Here is a 16,567-nt window from a genome sequence, read left to right on the forward strand (position 1 = left end):
TTGACCAGAGCGGTCGTAACCGGCCGAATCCACTCGCTTACGACCAGCATCAATGCTCCGAAGCGTACCGGCTCACGCCGCTTCCGGCCGATCATCTACAGTTGTCTGTTGCAGCCGCTCGCGGCGGCAGATGCCCTCGTAGCCCAATTGGCAGAGGCAACGGATTCAAAACCCGTCCAGTGTGAGTTCGAGTCTCACCGAGGGCACCACGAAACCCCTGTTCAGCAGGGGCGTTCCGCTGTCGGAGCGTCGTCCAAACGGTGTCAATGCCACCCCGTACCACCCAAGGAACGTAAATCAGGGGATCGCCTCTAGTGCCGTGAGAAGATCATGTATGTGGCGGGTAGAAGGTCTCAAGGTGACGCCTCGAAAGACGGCGGCCATCTTGGCTGGTCTGTCAGCGCAGTGTGCGCAGCGGCTTCAGCGCTCGCGTTCGTTACGTGCCTGGTTCTTGGCACAGTGATCGACGGACCGTGGGGACAGGCAGCGGAGAGCGCAGGTATACCGTTGTTCGCGCTCATTTTCGGCGGCTTCGCGGCCGATGCCTACTACCGCAAAGAAGGCGAGAAGAAGGTCCAGGAGAAGGTTCGGCTCGCGGCTTACACGACGCTGAACATTCAGTACGCCCTTGAACGTGCCAACGAACCGCTGCGCGCCGCCGTGGATGGAGCGTACGAGTTGGAGTCAATGGATCAAGTTGGCCATCTTCGTGCCGCCGAGATGGCTGTCCACTTAGCCTACGGAGCTTCATATCAAACCCTTCACGAGCTCACCACCCTCGCAGTCGACGACTCAGTGGTCAGCGCTGTCAAAGCTCGTTTTGACTCGAACAGCGACGCACTGAACGCCACTCGGCCAAGGGTGCGGCTCGGCGACAGCCCTAGAACAGTCAATAACAACAACAGTGATGACACACATACGAGTGGACGTAGTAAGGGCGAAGGGTTAGAGGGATGAGCCGAAGAGAACCGATCGTCGGCAAAGTGGCGGGGGTCGAAGATGAGTTCACGGTCCTCATAAACAAAGGAGAACGTGACGGAGTAAAACTCGGAACTGTATTCACGGTGCAGTCCTCGGAAGACGGAACCCCCGTGCTGGACCCCGACACCGGGAAAGTTATTGGATACCGTCCAAAGAAAACTCTCGATGTTCGTGTCCGGGAGGTCTACGAAAAGTTCTGTGTAGCAGAGACCTTCCGTAGCTACTCATGGTTCGACGTAGCAACACCAGGACTCACAGGACTCGCGCCCTTGAACACGAGCCATCGCGACCGTATTTCGGGAGCGAGCTCGACGATGAAGCCACCTCAACAGAGAGCGGCGCAGGTCACCGTCAACATTGGGGATGTAGTTCGCGAAGTGCTAGAGAAAGACTGATCGCCGCTACGGTGCGAATAGTTGAATCACGTTGGACGACTCGGATACCGCCGACGCTGGAGCCGGGGCGGGTTCGAGGAGATTGTTGAGCGCGCCTACGTCTTCGCTCGGTATCCAGTCGCCGCAGGTGTCCAGAGTCAGGCTGCGGTGCGCGTGGCCGAGCCACTGCGGCACCTGCATGAAGTAGATGTCCGCAAACAACTGCATGGTGGCGAACGTGTGGTGGCTGTTAGTTGGGCAGTCTGTCCGTCGCGGGCGGGGCCACTCACCGGCAAAACGCTCTCGCCCAGCGCAGGAGCTGGGATCGTCTCGAATCACCTCGCCAACTCGGGGCTCGCGACCAACCCAGATCAGCCGCGGTAGGCATTAACCGGACCTATCTCGGCCAGGTAGAGCGCGGGCAACGCAGCTCCCGCATTGAGCACGTGTTTAAGATCGCGGCCAAACTCGAACGACCCCATTGCGCTTGAAGGACGGCCTGCCATCCAAATATACGAATCGTGTTGCGTCGTCTCGGAGTGTCCGAGGCCGACGCTATCGTCAGAGGATGACCAGCGATCCGGACGACGACGTTACTGTCGAAGAAGTGTATGAATCTCCGTTCGGTATCGAGATGGAGCGACGCAAGGCGCACATCGAAGCCTTGCCGGGCGCACAATTCAAGGAAGACCTAGAAGCACTGAATCGTGCTTCGTATGTGTTCGGCACCAACGGTCAGGAGCTTGCTGCGCACGTCTGGAAATTCGTCAACTCGCAAATGAACGTCCAGAATGTCGACGATCAGTACGTGAACGAACTGGTGCGTCGTCTTCACAACTACCTGACGTCCGTCTCATCGCTGATCGACGCTCAACGAGTCGTCGTGCGGCATTGCTGGCCGAACAAGCAGGACCCGGAAAGGCTTAATTTCCAACAAGAGTATGACACACAACGTAAGAGCACGTTCGAGACTGATGAAGCTGCGTTTGTAACCAAACTGCGGAACTATTGCACTCACTACGCGATTCCTCTCCCTCGCCTCGGTACGACGATCAGTCACTCCCAGGGTGGCCCTGTAATTCAGGTGAATACGCTCCAACTTGATCGGGATAGACTCCTTCGCTGGGACGGATGGGGAGAACCCGCAAAGCGCTATCTAGGACTCCAGCCTGACAAGTTCGACCTCGCCCCGACTATCGAACGATATATGGCCGCGACTCGGAAGTTCTATGAATGGTTCTGGAACGAAGTCAACCAACGAAATCGCGCCATCAGGGATGAAATGCAGCAAAAGAGCGAAGAACTTTATCTTTGGTACGAAGAATGCGACTTCACTCCTGAATGGATTCGTAATGGTCTCGACACCGCTCCGCCCGGATGGCGAGCAGGACGGGATCGAGCGGAACGCAGAGCTATGCGATTCGCGAAGGGCACTCGTGGGTATGTCACGCACACCGTGACGCGGGACGGCGTCATCGAAATGAGAGAGGATCCGTGGTGGCCATTCCCTGATCGCATGTAGCGAGCGACAACCGCGCCGCACCGGACCAGGACGGGTCGATTAGGCGGGGTCTCGATTGAGGACGCCCCCGGCGGCCTCGGTTCGAGGACGTTCTCGGCACTTGCGGGACAAGCCAACCGCGGTGCTGGCGGCCAGACAAGTGTACGTCTCCTTCTACCGGGAGAGCCGAGACTTCCGGTAGTCGCCGGGTGTTGGGTGTTCGACCCGCCTGCTTGGTAGTTACCGGGAATTGCAGCGAACCGACCTCGAATGTCGCGAATGTAGTGGCGCGCCTACAGCGCGCCCGAGCTGGTTTCGCAACGCTCGGCGCTGCGCCACTTCGCTGCCGAAGGATGGCAGGCTAACGGCGGTCTTTACGTCGACAGTGAGAGCCCTCCTTCGGTACGGCCCACCCTCCGACGGTGGCGCGTCTTCGAGATCCTGAGGTACCACTCCAGGCACCACAAGACACATCCGACGCCTGACCTGGCCTATGCAAGCGCCTCGGTATCGGACACGGGTACGAACGAGCGCTGCAAGAAGCTGTCCTGCAGAGGATGATGCTGATCGTGGCCTGGAAACATGCGCAATCCCCCGTATGCGCTGTTGGCCTGCTCGCGAACCACTATGGGGTTGACGCCACTGTTCACGCCCCGCCAAGCCGTTCTGATCAGCTAACCGACGATCGCCTTTGGTGATGTTGTTCCGCAGACCACCGGCGGAGATCACCTCGAGAGAGTCTCGGAGTTCGGCGAGCTGCCCCTTTGCGACCTCACTTGAAGCACTCGTCGTGGGGTTCACCCCCGCCAACGGCCCCATTCCGTGTCTCAAGAGTGAGACCGCGTCGAGCAAATCGCACCCTCAGACTGGTTGGTGCTGGAGGTTGACGGTAGCTTAAGTCAGTCGTAGATCCTGGCGCCGCGCTTCCCTCCGCCGGCCTGAATCCCAGTTGTCGCTAACACGAAACCCCTGTTCAGCAGGGGTTTATTCGTTTATATCTGGTCTCATTGCTGTTCAGCAGCATCCGGCACCTTGGCCGCTGTCTGGTCCAGATCCTCCAGTACCTGATTGAGGCGCGACGCTGCCACGATCACCTCGCCGCGCGGAGTATCCGGCTCCACGTTCAGCTTGGCGAGTAGTGAGATGACGGGGATACGGGCGGGATCGACTGCCGACTCCGCTTCGCCACTGAGCGCTGCTCGAGTCATCTTGGCCCGCTCCCGGATTCGGTCCAGTGCCTCGCGGATATCGGTGGCGTCGGTACCTGTGAAGACCTGTGGTGGCTCGGACCCGGAGACAACGATGGCCGCGATCAACAGCGAGTGTGCGCAATGATGAATCGCCACGATCGGTTGTCGGACTGCCGCGGTGGATGACCGTGGCTCCAGAAGTGCGACAGCTCGTGTTGATGAACAGGCGGATTCGACGTCGACCTTGGCTTGCTCGAGGCGTCGAGCGGCCTCGGTGATCTGATGACGCTCGCCCGCAGTGGTGAGTCCGGTGGCAACGCAGGCGAGGGCGTCGTCCAGGGCGTCGAAGTACTTGGCGACGGAATCGATGAGCATGGGTCGCGAATTGGTCGAGAGAATCAAGTAGGCGCAGACCACCCCGATCAGCGATCCCGCCACGGTCTCCTCGACGCGCACGACGAGCAGCCGCATGTCGAAGACGCCAAGCAGATCGAACAACGCAGCGATCATCACGGTGATGAACGCCACCAGGTAGGTGTACTGAATCGGGCCGAAATAGCTTGCGAGAAAGACGCAGAGCACGCCGAGGATCAGTTCGGGGATCACGTGATGGTTCGCGACCACCACCACGAGCGCCCCGATCACGACTCCCAGCAGGGTGCCGACGATCCGGTCCATCGCGCGGGTCAGCACGGCCGCGCGCGTGCTGGCCTTGATGAAGACGATGAACGCGGTCAGAACGGCCCAGTACCAGCGGGAAGCGGAAATGGCCTCGCCTACGACGGAAGCCAGGGCAGTCGCGAACATCACCTGAACAGCCAGCCGCGACGTGGGCTCCCAGTTGCGCCAGTGCTGCAGTTTCCAGGGCGGTGCCGAGATGCCTAGGGTTGCCGGCCCGAGACGTGGACGGTGGTGCTCGCGATGACCGTCGGTGGCGTCGGCAGGGGGCATCGCCTCGGAGTCGCGCGCCGACGCGGTCAGTTCATTGAGCGCATGCCACGTGCGTACACAGCGCGCGATCTCCAGCGTGGCCAGTCCGCCCTCCTCGCTGAGGTCCACGAGGGACTCGGTTCGTTTGGCCCGACGTGCCGCGGCGCGGCTCGCTTCGACGTCGACATCCTTGGCCAGAACGGTGTGCAGATCGGTGATCGCGTTGACGAGCAATGTGTTTCGTGGCAGTGCGCCGTCGTTTGTCTGCGACGCGTCGCCGAACCTGTCGGCAACGAGCTGACTGCACACCTGCTCCACCGAGATCTGCGCATCCACTACAAGGTCGGCGAGAGTTTGTGGTTCGCAATGTAGGTAGCGATGCGTGTCGAACCGTGACTGCCAGTCGTCGATCGCGAGGGACATTCCACCGAGCCGGGCGAGGTCGTGCTCGATATGCGGGCGGCCGGACAGGCTGGTGGCGCGCTGCGCGGCGAGGAGGGCGGTGTCGGCCGCGATGCGAAACTCCCTGAGCAGCAACGTGATCTGACGCTGCGGCCGCTCACGAAGCAACGCCGCACGCAGAAGCACTCCGGCGCCCAAGGTGAGCACGATCACCAGCCACAGGACGGGCAGCTGGGTGTGGTCCAGGCGTAACAGCAGAGTGAGGAAGTACGGAAAGAAAGCTGCGAATCCCAGCGCTCCACCCCGCGGCCCGAATCGTCGAACCCACACTGACAGGCCTGCCACCGCGACGAACACCGCGACCGCCGCGAGGCGGTACGGCTCGAGCAGCGCGGCGAGCGTCGCAAAGAGCAAAGCGAGGATGAGTTGAAGACCGGCGGTGACGAGTCGCGCCTGGGGGGTGGGGTCCTTGGTGGAGTTCGTGCACACCAAAGCGGTGATGATGGGGACGACGAGCATCGACTGGTCCGCGTGTCCCGTGGCTACCAGAATCCAGGTCGCGCCGGTCGACAGCGCAACGGCGGAGGCGACCAGAGTCGCGTCGTGCAACCGCTGCCGTCCCGGATCAGCCGCGTCGGCCAGTCGCAGCAGATGCCGTGGGCTCCAGATCTGTACCGGTTGCGGTAGCCGGTGAAGGAACGTCGACACGCCACTCAGTGTCGCGCACGCGCCCGAAATAGGCCGCGGTCCGCCCAACTCTGGTCTCACGAGCCGCCAAGGGTCTGTCTAATGGAACTAGTTCCCGGTTGTGAGCGGCAAGCGTAGATGACCAAGAGAGAGGCGCCGTAGTGCGAATTGTCGTCGGAGTCATATTTGTCCTCACCGCGATACTGATAGCAGTTACGTGGTTTCGGATTCGACGCGACGCCCGACATTCGACGCACGGGCTGTGGCTGATGGCGAGCCTCACCATGATCTGGATCTCGGCGACGGCGATCGCAGTGATCATCGCTCCCGAGGGTTCATTCTCCCTGTTGGTCGCGGTGTTGCCGGTGCTCGTCGTGATTCTGGGCTTGGCTGCGAGCGCACTACTGCTGGCAGCCAATACGCCCATCGTGGTCCGCCGCGAGGGATTGCGCATGGCCACGTTGGTCCCGGCCGCCCTCGGATTGGCCATCATCGCGACCCTGGCTCTTGTGTGGTGGTGGATGTTTTCCGCCATCTACGGTGACTGGCAGCTGGTTGTCGTACCACTGGGCATCATTCCCGGGGCGATCATCGTCGCCGAACTGATGGCGTACACGACCTACGCGGTCGTATATCCGAGGGTGCATGGGCGTATCACTGACAGCGAAGTGATCGTCGTACTGGGTGCAGGGCTCAACGGCGATCGCGTTACCCCGCTTCTGGCGAGCCGGCTCGATCGAGCGGTACGCGTGTACGACGATCTCGTCGCGGCGGGCCGTCAGCCATGGATCGTGGTTTCCGGAGGCAAGGGCAGCGACGAGGTGGTCAGCGAGGCATCTGCCATGGCCCGGTACCTCGCTGAGGAAACTCACGTACCGGCCGACGCGGTACTCCTCGAGGACGCATCGACCAACACCCGCGAAAACTTGGAGAATTCGCTACAGCTGTTGGCCGATCAGGGAATCAACTCCGCCCAGATGGTCGTCGTGACGAACAATTTCCACGTACTGCGTAGCGCATCGCTGAGCCGTGAGTTGGGCATCCCAGGGGCGATCGTCGTCGGCTCCCCCACCGCCTGGTACTACCTGCCGTCGGGATTCCTCCGGGAGTTTGCCGCAACCGTCGTGCACTACCGCAAACAGAATGTGCTCACCTGGGCCGTCATCTCCGGGTTGTGGATAGCCCTGGCTGCCGTCGCACTGATCATCAGCGCGCGTGAAGAATTCGTCGACGACGCACCGGTGCCACCGGCCGCACAGGAGTTGGTGCAGGGCGTCGGCTGACTCGCGCCTCAGCGCCCACCGCCGTCAACGAGTTCCGAACTGTGTCGACGTCAGATCAGTTCACCTGAGTTCCTACGACGCCCCGCGGCAAAAGCGACTTTCCCGGCGCTCGTGCCGTAGCCTCGCAATGTGACCCACAACACGGCGATTCTGTAGATGTCCGATTCTTCCGCGGGTTCCCGCGGGATCAGTCGGCGTCAGTTGTTGGGGGCGTCTGGTCTTGCCACAGTGGTTCTCGCGTTGTCGCGCACACCCGCGGCACGCGCCGCGCCATCCCCGCCCGACGGCTACCTGGACATGCCGCCCATCGCGAGACAGATACTCGGGGGGCTGCGCATAGCGTCGCGCGACGCACTCCGTGGCGTATCGGTCATGGTGATGCCGGGTGACGACCGGTACTCGAAGCAGCAGGGTGTCACCGGGCGCGGCCCCGGTGCGATGTCTGACGGTGCGGCCGACGAATTCGTCGGCCTGGTGGACCGTTTCCTACCGCAGGGCGACCAGCTTCTCCGGCCACTGGCAGTGGCACTGTCGGTGACGCTCACCGACCTGGCCGTCACGCCGCTGCAGCTTCCCGACGACAAGGTGGCCTCGGCAGTCGACCGCGCGCTCGGCGTCAGCGACAACGACCGCACCTTTCCGCTGTCCCTGATCGCCGGGTTGGTCATGGATGTCGCAGCGCTACTCGTCGGTGCACCGCTTGCGGGTCCGTTTGCCTCACCCTTCGCCAACGCCAACTTTCAGACGAAAGCCCGTGCGTTCGAGTTGGTCGAACAACCTGCTGCCGATCTACTCGCCGTCTTCGACAATGCGCTGCCGCAACCGCTGCGCGGGTCCGGCGCGGGCCTGTTGCGCTTCGTCGGGGGCATCCTGCTCGACGGTTCGGCGTTCACCGTGTGGAGCGAGCATCGGCTCTACGACTACACCGCACGGCGTCTGTCTCGGCGTCCTGTCAGTTGGAACATCACCGGATACCGGCCCAACGGGCTCGTAGACGGCCACGACGATTTCATCGGCTATTACAAGGGATTCGAGGAGTTCTGAGTGCGTGACGTCATTGTGATCGGCGCTGGTGGGGGTGGCCCGGTGGTCGCTGCCGAACTCGCCGGACAGGGCCTCGACGTGTTGCTACTGGAAGGCGGTCCGCGCCACGCGAACCCCGCCAAACAGTGGTCGCATCTCGAGTTCGACGCCAACGACCCAACAGCCGGTTTCCTCCGCTTCGGACCGGGCGACCGGTCCACACCGTACTGGCACCGCGAATGGGCACAGAACAGCTTCGTCTGGGAATTGGGTGGGGTGGGCGGCACCACTCAGCACTTCTTCGGCAACAGTCCGCGACCGTATCCAGGCGTGTTCGCCGGCTACCGTGGTGCCGACGCCGCCTTGTACGACACCGCGCATCGCTTCCCCTTCACGTACCGCGAACTCGTTCCGTATCTCGAGTGGGTGGAAGCGAGCCTGCCGGTCAAGCCTGCCCCGATGGGGACCAAAGAGGCGGTCTTCTTCCGAGGCTGCGAAGGCTTGGGGTTGCCGCTGCAACGATCACGGGACACGACCCGCGCAGCCTTTCGACCGCAGCCGAACTGTATTTTGCATCCAGGCGGAAATGCCGGCCGCACAACAGATTCCAACCTTCTCGCCTACCCCCAGGCGACGGGTTGCACCTTCTGCGGCCACTGTTTTCAGGGTTGCTACCAACCAGCGCGCGCACCACGGAACCTCTTCGCCCGCCGATCGACCGACAACAGTTACGTTCCGCTCGGCCTTGCCGCTGATGCGGTTCGTCGCGGCGGCAAGGCCATGGAACTGCGCGCGGAATCGTTTGTCGAGCAGATTCACACAGAGGAGCGCCGCGGACGCGTCCGCGCCACCGGAGTTCCATGGCGAGACAACGTCACCGGGGCGCGACACCGCGAAGACGCCGAGGTCGTGGTGATGGCCGGTGGTGCTACCGAGAGCCCGCGGCTGTGGTTCAACAGTGAATTGCCGAACCCGAACGGCTGGGTCGGTCGCGGACACACCGACCACTGGTTCGACTGGGTGGTAGGTCTTTTCGATGAGGACACCGGCAACACGCGGGGTGCCAATTCTTGTGCACGGGTCGAGTTCCCCGGATATGGATGCTTGGAGAACTCCGGAGTCACCCCGGCGATCCAGGCGTTCACGATGACGTTGTCCAACAGCGGTATTCGCGGCCAGTACACCAACGGCCGCGGGATGCGGGGCGCATGGGACGGCCCCACCGGACGACTGGCCGGGGACGAACTCCGCGACTTCATGGCCCACGGAATCGACCGGATGCTGAACGTCTTGTGCATCACCGACGACCACGTCGAGCCCGAATGTCGAATAGTGCCTTCACTTTTCCCGGCCGACTCCCACGGCGCTGTCGCGAAAGTCGACATCGACATTCGCAAGCGGTCGGCCCCGACCCGACGCAACCGCGAGTACATCACGACGAAGGCGGCGCAACTCCTCCGGAAAGCCGGCGCGCGAAAGGTATATCGGCTGGACTGGGCTCCCCTGCTCCTCCACGTGCACTCATCGATGCGCATGGGCGAGTCGGCCCGCAATTCCGTGACGCGCCCCAGCGGTGAGGCACGATTCGTCGACCGAATATTCATCGCTGACAACTCGGTTCTCGCCAACTCACTCGGCGGACCCAACCCCACCCTGACCACCCAGGCGCTCGCCACCCGCACCGCGGAGAAGATCATGGCTACCTACTTCGGAGGCGACCCCTGGGTGGCCACCGGCGAACCGGTCGCGACCACCGACGATCGGATCACCAAGCGGATGATCGAACTCGGGCTCTGACTCCTACAGTTCTGTCTCGATCGGGGCGGGCGTCGCGGCCACGTCGGCAAGCACCTCGACGTTGTGCGCCACATCCCGGCTCTCCCGAGCGGCGATCCGGGTGACGGCGCTATCGAGGACGCCGACGACGCCCGTCGGATCGAAGACGGCCGAGCACTGGCGTGCGACCACCAGGTCGCGCGCGAGAATCGTAGGGCCACGGGCGAACCCGGGCTCGACTGCCAACAGCAACGCGAACCGCCACGCACTGTCACGGAGGACCTTGATCGCCTCATTGATCGCAAAGATCTGGTTCTGCTTGAGGACGGTATAGATCTCGGCCAGCGCGAGCGAAAGTTCGTTGATGTCGTCGACAACACCATTGACCTGGCTCGCAAGCACCGCGTTGATCGTGGTGAAATCGCGCTCGACATCCCGAAGCCCGCGTCGGCCGGCGACCTCGACCGCCGCGATTCCCAAGTCCAACACGATGTGTGCTGTGATCCCGGCGAGCATGTGCTGCACCATGATCGGCGCGGGATCGCGCGCATGGTCGAACGTGACGCGCCAGGACCGAGTTGGCTTCGAGAAGGTGTCGGCATGGTGATAGCCGTTGAATGCGTCAAAGTATCGGGCGGCGAAGGCGACATCGAGACGCTCCATCCGCGGGCCGTCGTCGAAATCCCCGCGCTCAATGGCGGCACCCACGGCAAGAGTGATTCGCTTGTAGAGCGCAGCGAAGCAGCCGAGACGACTCGGTCTACTCGCCGACCACGAAATGATGTCGTCGAGGGCAGCCACCACGTCGTCGATGGTGGTCACGGGCGGGACCCGCGAAGGAGCCGGCACAACCTGGCCGCGCGAACGATTCATAACGCCCTCCACTGCCTTGACCTGCGACGATACCGGATCTGAGCCTCTCCGGCAAACACGACATGTCGCCCAAGCCGCGCGTCTGATAGTCTCGCCGTGTCCATTCCGATATCAAAGCGTTACCAACCCCAGAGCGGACGTATAGCAGTGCCTCACCACCGATTGACCGACCGTAACTCGATCCCGAACGCGACGCGTGCGGTCTTTGACTCGCCACCTCGCGCCAGCCGTGGTCAGCACCGCGCAGCTTCCAGCAACGCGCACACCCTCAAGCTGAAGACCGCGACCGTCGCCGCGATCACCGGAGTGATCGGCCTCGGTTCCGTTGGCGCAGCGCAGGCCGCCGCAAAGCCGGCTCCGAAGCCCGCAGCACCGACCGCGGCGTTGCCGGAGAACATCAAGCTGCCAGAGAACATCAAGCTTCCGGAAAACATCAAGCTGCCCGAGAACATCAAGCTGCCACCGCAGCTAGAGGAACTCACCCGCAACGCGTTGCCCCCGAATGCGTCGGTACCGGGCAAGAAGCGTGCCGTTGCACCGACCACCGGCACCGTGACCTCCGGGTATGGCGCCCGCTGGGGATCGCATCACAACGGCGTCGACATTGCCAACCGCGTCGGCACTCCGATCCACGCCGTCACCGACGGCACCGTCCTCGAATCGGGCCCGGCGTCGGGCTTCGGGATGTGGGTTCGTGTTCGCCAGGATGACGGCACGACCGGTGTCTACGGACACGTCAACGAGAGCTTCGTCAGGGCGGGCCAGAAGGTTCACGTCGGCCAGACGATCGCCACCGTCGGCAATCGTGGACAGTCCACCGGCCCGCACCTGCATTACGAGGTCTGGGACAAGAACCAGCAGAAGATCAACCCGCAGGCATGGTTGGCATCGCGCGGGGTCAACCCCTGACCTCCACCCCCTGACCTCTCGGGGCAGTATTCTCGACGATGTGCGCTGATCGGCGCACATCGTCGCAGGCCCCCTGGAGATCGCCATGGGATTCATCTTCTTCACACTGCTCATCGTTGCCGGCGTCATCGGCCTCATCTACAAGCTCAAGCACGACAAGCCACAGGATCACGACGGGATGATCAGTTACGACAGCACGGGATCGAACCCTTCGGATTCGAGCAACGACTGATCGCTCTCGGGCCGTGCTCTGCACTGTGACGAGTCTTGAGGCACCCTTGGTGAGTCCTGAGCCGCGATCACATTTCCGCCACGGCTGGCTCGTCCTTGCCCAATTCTGCGCCGGGAACCGTCGGAAGTCGTTGAGCGACAACTAGTCCGAGCAACGCCAAGAATACGGCCAGCAGGATCGCCATCTTGATCGCCTCCAACTGGGCGTTGACGTAGTCGTCGACAAGTGTCGACACCTCACCGGCGGGGATATCGTGCTCCTGAGCAACCGCCTCGAGCTGGTCTCGTCCGAGGATTTCGACGCCGCTCGACGTCGCGTCGTTGATCTGGCTCTTCGTCTGCGCCGAGATCGTCGAGTCTGCCTGAGCTGCCGTATTGAAGCCCGAACTGAGCGCGGCAACAAGTAGCGCACCGAGCAGCGCAACGCCCACGGATGTCCCGATGTTCTGGGCCGTGCCCTGCAAGCCGCCCGCTTCACCACGGTCACGATTGCCCACCGACGACATGATCACGTTGCCGAGTTGTGCTGCTATGAAACCGAATCCGGCGCCGAAGATGGCCATGCCGATGGCGAACACAACACTGTTGAGCTCGGGATCGATGGTGGTCACCAGAAGTACGCAACCGACGATCACAAGCACCAGACCGATTCTGACCATCCGCCGCGGCGACTGCGTCGCAGCCAGTTTCGGGCTGGCGAACGCCGCGATCAGCATGGCCACCGACATGGGCGCGAGCTTCACTCCTGTCTCGAAAGCGTTCATCTGCAGTGCGTACTGCAGGTAGATCGGGATGATGAAGAACATCCCGCCGATGATGGTCTGCTGCGCGAGCAGCATGATCAATCCGTTGCGCAGCTGCAGTTTTCGAAGCAACGCGGGGTGAAGCAGCGGTGTGCCGCCACGGTCGATGACACGACGCTCCCAGGAAACAAGACCGATGAGCACAAAGACGCCGAGCGCAATCATGAACGGCACCACCGAGAAACCGAACGGAGTGACTCTCACGTCACCGATCGTCAGTGCGCCTCGCGGCCTGATGAAGCCCCAGGTGCCTGCCTGCAGCAGCGCGATCACGATGAGCCCGAGTCCCGCTACCGACAACGCGGTTCCGACCCAGTCCATCCCCCCGGGCTCAGCCTTCTCGTCGTCGGCGATGGCACGCACCGCAAGCACGACGAGGATGCACACGACGGTCTCCGCGGCGAACACCACCCGCCAGGTGAGTGCTTCAGTCACCCATCCGCCGATCAACGGACCGGCCGCCGCGCCGGCTGCGGCAATACCGCCGAGGGCGCTGTAGGCGGTTGCGCGGTCGCGACCCGAATAGTTCGACGCCGTCAACGAAATGATCGCAGGCATCACCATGACGGCTCCGGCGCCCTCAACGAAGGACCATCCGAACAACAGCATGCCGATGTTCTGGCTGAATGCCGTGATGAGCGAACCGATTCCGTACACGATGAGCCCGATGGCGAAAACCCTCCGCCTGCCGAACATATCGCCGAGGCGACCGCCGAAGAGCATGAACGATCCCATGACCAGTGTGTAGAGGGTGATCGCGAGTTGGACTTGGGTCAACGTCGTGCCGAGGTCGGCAACGACCTGCGACACCGACACGTTCATGACCGTTGTGTCGAGCACCATGATGAACTGTGCAGCGCTGAGGATGAGGAGGACCCGCCACCGACGCATGGCAGCACGATACGCGGAACGCCTTGGCCGCACGCGGTTTCTGCCCGGCAGCGGAGGCAATCTCTACTGATTGGTCGACAGCCACGATCTCAGACCGCGCCGAGTACGGATACCGACTTCCTCGCTGAGAATGGCCACCTCGCACACCGTCAGATTGGGCATGTACAACCTCAGCAAGGCTAACCATTTGGGAGACGTCCACAATGGCGGTAAAACAGTCGCGAGCAACGTCACGTCCGAGTTGAGCCCACACGAGGTAGCCACGATGAACCCCCGCCGACTGACTGTGAACTGCTCGATGCTGTTCACCGACCTACCTTTGCTGCGCAGACCCCAGGCGGCGCGCGATGCGAGTTTCAACGCCGTCGAATTCTGGTGGCCGTTCGACGACGCCGTCCCTGCCGACCGAGAGGTCGACGAGTTCGTGACGGCCATCGACGACGCCGGGGTACGCCTCACCCACCTCAACCTCGCAGCGGGTGATCTCGCGGCTGGCGAGCGTGGGCTGCTATCGCATCCGCAGCGGGCGCGCGAGTTCGTCGACAGCATCGACGTTGCGGTCGGAATCGGTGATCGACTGCGCACTGTGGGGTTCAACGCGCTCTACGGCAACCGAGTATCCGGACTAGACATCGCCGAACAAGACTCACTGGCAGTCGACAACCTTGCCATCGCGGCTCGTGCCGCTGCGACGATCGGCGCGCAGATCCTCCTCGAACCACTCAGTGCGATCCCGGACTATCCGCTCCGCCTCGCCGACGATGCGCTCGCAGTGGCCGACGCCGTTCGACGCGAGCACCGGATAGACAACGTCGCGCTCCTCGCTGATCTCTACCACCTGTCGACGAACGGCGACGACCTCGACCACGTGCTCTCGCACCACACCGGGCGGATCGGTCATGTGCAGATCGCCGACGCCCCTGGCCGTGGCGAACCAGGCACGGGCACAATGGACTTCGCGCGATACCTGGGTGCGCTCGACGAAGCCGGATACCAGGGATGGATCAGTCTCGAGTATCGCCCGGCGCTGCCCGACCCGTTCTCGTGGATCGCGGAGTTCGCAGACGGCGCACACTGAGACACGGCACTCGGATCACCGCACCACGGAGGAGCACCGCCCATGACAACCCTCGCGTTCATCGGACTCGGCGTGATGGGCAGTCCGATGTCCGTCAACGCGGTTCGCGCAGGACACCGCGTCGTCGGCTACAACCGCACACCATCCAAAGCCGCGGCACTCGTCGAGGCGGGTGGAACCGCAGCACACTCCATCCCCGAGGCGGTCGCCGATGCCGACATCGTCGCCACCGTGCTACCCGACTCCCCCGATGTCGAGCAGACGATGAATGGACCAGATGGAGTGTTCGCGCACGCCAAGCCCGGCACCGTCATCGTCGACTTCTCAACCATCAGACCCGACGTCGCGGTCCGGTTGGCCGACCAGGCGGCTGAGCGCGGCCACTCGTTTCTCGACGCTCCGGTATCGGGCGGCGAGGAGGGCGCAGTCAATGCGACCCTGTCGATCATGGTCGGCGGCTCAGACCAGGCATTCGAGGCAGCGTCGCCCCTCCTGCATGCTGTCGGTTCGACCGTCGTACACGTGGGACCAAGCGGCAGTGGACAATTGGTCAAAGCGGCCAATCAATTGATCGTGGCCGCCAATATCGCCGCACTTGCCGAGGCACTCGTCTACCTCGAGGCCAGCGGGGTGCAGACCACCGCAGCGGTCGAAGTCCTCGGCGGAGGACTCGCGGGATCGACGGTGCTCGACCACAAGGCACGTCGAATGATCGATCGAGACTTCGCACCTGGAGCGCGAATCGACCTGCACCACAAGGACCTCGGGATCGTCACCGCCTCGGCACGCGAGGCAGGATTGGCTCTCCCGATCGGCTCCCTCGTCGCGACACTCATGGCGTCGGCGCGGGCCAACGGCGACGGCGGCCTCGATCACGCGGCACTGTTTCGGACGGTCGAGCGGCTGTCCGGCAGGCTCGACTCGATGTGATGTTCTAGCCCGCCCTACTGCAGAGTTCCGCGTGTGAGCCCGAGCTCGTTCTCCATCGCGCGCCGAACCAGACGCCCTCTGTCGGGAGCGCCCGCGTAGTGCACCAGCGCGTGCGAGTTGACGCCGTCGATCATCCCGAGGAACTGCCATGCGACGTCGGCCGCGTCGTCGGTGACGAACTCGCCCGCGTCGACACCCTCGATGATGAGCTCGGACACCAGTGACTGCCAACGGCCCATGACGTCGCGAACTGCGGCAGCGAGTGGGTGATTCATCCTGCCGAGACTGAAGGCGTCGGCCCATACGATCGTGACGTCGTCGCGGCCCGGCTCGGTCAGCGTCGCGATCAAGGTCCGCAGCTTCGACGTGGAGTTCGGTTCGGTGGCAATGAGTTCGGTGATCTCGTCGACCTCCGCGCTGGTGATCGCCGAGAACGTGGACGCGACGAGCTGGTCCATACTCGGCTCGTAGTGCGCGACGAGCGCGGGCGCCACGCCTGCCCGTGCGCCGACAGATCTCAGGGTCAGCCCCGGAAGCCCATCGGCACGAGCGACCTGACATGCGGCGGAGCGGATTTCATCCGCCCGTTCCTCGGGCGACTTGCGGGGTGCGCGCGTCCGGCTCTTCGAGACCATCACCCAGCGATCATCGTGCCTGGCCATCACCTAGTCAACCGCTATTGATCACAGAATCAATAATTCATTC

16 protein-coding genes and 1 tRNA gene are annotated in these 16,567 nt (G+C 62.9%); 12 read left to right on the plus strand and 5 right to left on the minus strand.

Annotation, left to right across the window (positions count from 1 at the left end):
• The first annotated feature begins 132 nt into the window (after positions 1–132).
• The 3 genes from ACRVY7_RS19460 to ACRVY7_RS19470 all read left to right on the plus strand — a co-directional run bounded on the left by ACRVY7_RS19460 (position 133) and on the right by ACRVY7_RS19470 (position 1,376).
• Positions 133–209, plus strand: a tRNA-Leu gene (locus ACRVY7_RS19460).
• Positions 210–459: 250 nt separating this feature from the next.
• The gene (locus tag ACRVY7_RS19465) at positions 460–957 is read left to right on the plus strand and encodes a hypothetical protein (protein ID WP_431818292.1); all 498 of its coding nucleotides are present in this window, start codon (positions 460–462) and stop codon (positions 955–957) included.
• Entirely contained in the window at positions 954–1,376 is a 423-nt protein-coding gene (locus ACRVY7_RS19470) for a hypothetical protein (protein WP_431818293.1), read from the plus strand. The genes ACRVY7_RS19465 and ACRVY7_RS19470 overlap by 4 nt, the downstream gene beginning before the upstream one ends.
• 6 nt (positions 1,377–1,382) lie before the next feature.
• Here ACRVY7_RS19470 and ACRVY7_RS19475 read toward each other — a convergent pair whose 3' ends face one another.
• Positions 1,383–1,583 (minus strand): hypothetical protein, encoded by a 201-nt coding sequence (locus ACRVY7_RS19475; RefSeq protein ID WP_431818294.1) that lies wholly within the window; start codon positions 1,581–1,583, stop codon positions 1,383–1,385.
• A gap of 26 nt (positions 1,584–1,609) precedes the next feature.
• On the opposite strand from ACRVY7_RS19475, the gene ACRVY7_RS19480 reads away from it, so the two are divergent.
• Positions 1,610–1,846 (plus strand): helix-turn-helix domain-containing protein, encoded by a 237-nt coding sequence (locus tag ACRVY7_RS19480; RefSeq protein WP_431818295.1) that lies wholly within the window; start codon positions 1,610–1,612, stop codon positions 1,844–1,846.
• A gap of 77 nt (positions 1,847–1,923) precedes the next feature.
• Positions 1,924–2,877 (plus strand): hypothetical protein, encoded by a 954-nt coding sequence (locus ACRVY7_RS19485; protein WP_431818296.1) that lies wholly within the window; start codon positions 1,924–1,926, stop codon positions 2,875–2,877.
• Positions 2,878–3,860: 983 nt separating this feature from the next.
• Here the strand turns inward: ACRVY7_RS19485 and ACRVY7_RS19490 are convergent.
• Positions 3,861–6,086, minus strand: coding sequence for an FUSC family protein (locus ACRVY7_RS19490; protein ID WP_431818297.1), 2,226 nt, complete (start codon positions 6,084–6,086; stop codon positions 3,861–3,863).
• 248 nt (positions 6,087–6,334) lie between these two features.
• Here ACRVY7_RS19490 and ACRVY7_RS19495 point away from each other — a divergent pair, with 248 nt between their 5' ends.
• From ACRVY7_RS19495 to ACRVY7_RS19505, 3 genes are all read left to right on the plus strand, one after another.
• Complete coding sequence (locus ACRVY7_RS19495; protein ID WP_431818298.1) at positions 6,335–7,348, plus strand: YdcF family protein; 1,014 nt, start codon at positions 6,335–6,337, stop codon at positions 7,346–7,348.
• 156 nt (positions 7,349–7,504) lie between these two features.
• A complete protein-coding gene (locus tag ACRVY7_RS19500) occupies positions 7,505–8,392 on the plus strand; it encodes a hypothetical protein (protein WP_270485400.1) in 888 nt (295 codons plus the stop codon).
• Positions 8,393–10,168, plus strand: a complete 1,776-nt coding sequence (locus tag ACRVY7_RS19505) for a GMC family oxidoreductase N-terminal domain-containing protein (protein ID WP_431818299.1) — start codon at positions 8,393–8,395, stop codon at positions 10,166–10,168. It abuts the gene before it with no gap.
• A 3-nt stretch (positions 10,169–10,171) separates the two neighbouring features.
• On the opposite strand, the gene ACRVY7_RS19510 is transcribed toward ACRVY7_RS19505, so the two are convergent.
• Positions 10,172–10,969, minus strand: a complete 798-nt coding sequence (locus ACRVY7_RS19510; RefSeq protein WP_431818300.1) for a DUF5995 family protein — start codon at positions 10,967–10,969, stop codon at positions 10,172–10,174.
• A gap of 198 nt (positions 10,970–11,167) precedes the next feature.
• Here ACRVY7_RS19510 and ACRVY7_RS19515 point away from each other — a divergent pair, with 198 nt between their 5' ends.
• Together ACRVY7_RS19515 and ACRVY7_RS19520 are read left to right on the plus strand one after the other, a co-directional pair.
• Positions 11,168–11,929: a M23 family metallopeptidase gene (locus tag ACRVY7_RS19515; RefSeq protein WP_431818301.1), complete on the plus strand. Its 762-nt coding sequence runs from the start codon at positions 11,168–11,170 to the stop codon at positions 11,927–11,929.
• A gap of 85 nt (positions 11,930–12,014) precedes the next feature.
• The gene (locus ACRVY7_RS19520; protein WP_431818302.1) at positions 12,015–12,161 is read left to right on the plus strand and encodes a hypothetical protein; all 147 of its coding nucleotides are present in this window, start codon (positions 12,015–12,017) and stop codon (positions 12,159–12,161) included.
• Positions 12,162–12,228: 67 nt separating this feature from the next.
• Here ACRVY7_RS19520 and ACRVY7_RS19525 read toward each other — a convergent pair whose 3' ends face one another.
• On the minus strand, positions 12,229–13,854 hold the full coding sequence (locus ACRVY7_RS19525; protein WP_431818303.1) for an MFS transporter: 1,626 nt from the start codon (positions 13,852–13,854) through the stop codon (positions 12,229–12,231).
• A gap of 265 nt (positions 13,855–14,119) precedes the next feature.
• Here ACRVY7_RS19525 and ACRVY7_RS19530 point away from each other — a divergent pair, with 265 nt between their 5' ends.
• Positions 14,120–14,932 (plus strand): hydroxypyruvate isomerase family protein, encoded by an 813-nt coding sequence (locus tag ACRVY7_RS19530; protein WP_431818304.1) that lies wholly within the window; start codon positions 14,120–14,122, stop codon positions 14,930–14,932.
• A gap of 42 nt (positions 14,933–14,974) precedes the next feature.
• Positions 14,975–15,862 (plus strand): 2-hydroxy-3-oxopropionate reductase, encoded by an 888-nt coding sequence (locus ACRVY7_RS19535; RefSeq protein ID WP_431818305.1) that lies wholly within the window; start codon positions 14,975–14,977, stop codon positions 15,860–15,862.
• Between the two features lie 14 nt (positions 15,863–15,876).
• Here ACRVY7_RS19535 and ACRVY7_RS19540 read toward each other — a convergent pair whose 3' ends face one another.
• Positions 15,877–16,524, minus strand: a complete 648-nt coding sequence (locus ACRVY7_RS19540; RefSeq protein WP_431818306.1) for a TetR/AcrR family transcriptional regulator — start codon at positions 16,522–16,524, stop codon at positions 15,877–15,879.
• Positions 16,525–16,567 lie beyond the last annotated feature (43 nt).

Source organism: Gordonia jacobaea (genome assembly GCF_965344965.1).
GTDB lineage: Bacteria > Actinomycetota > Actinomycetes > Mycobacteriales > Mycobacteriaceae > Gordonia > Gordonia jacobaea.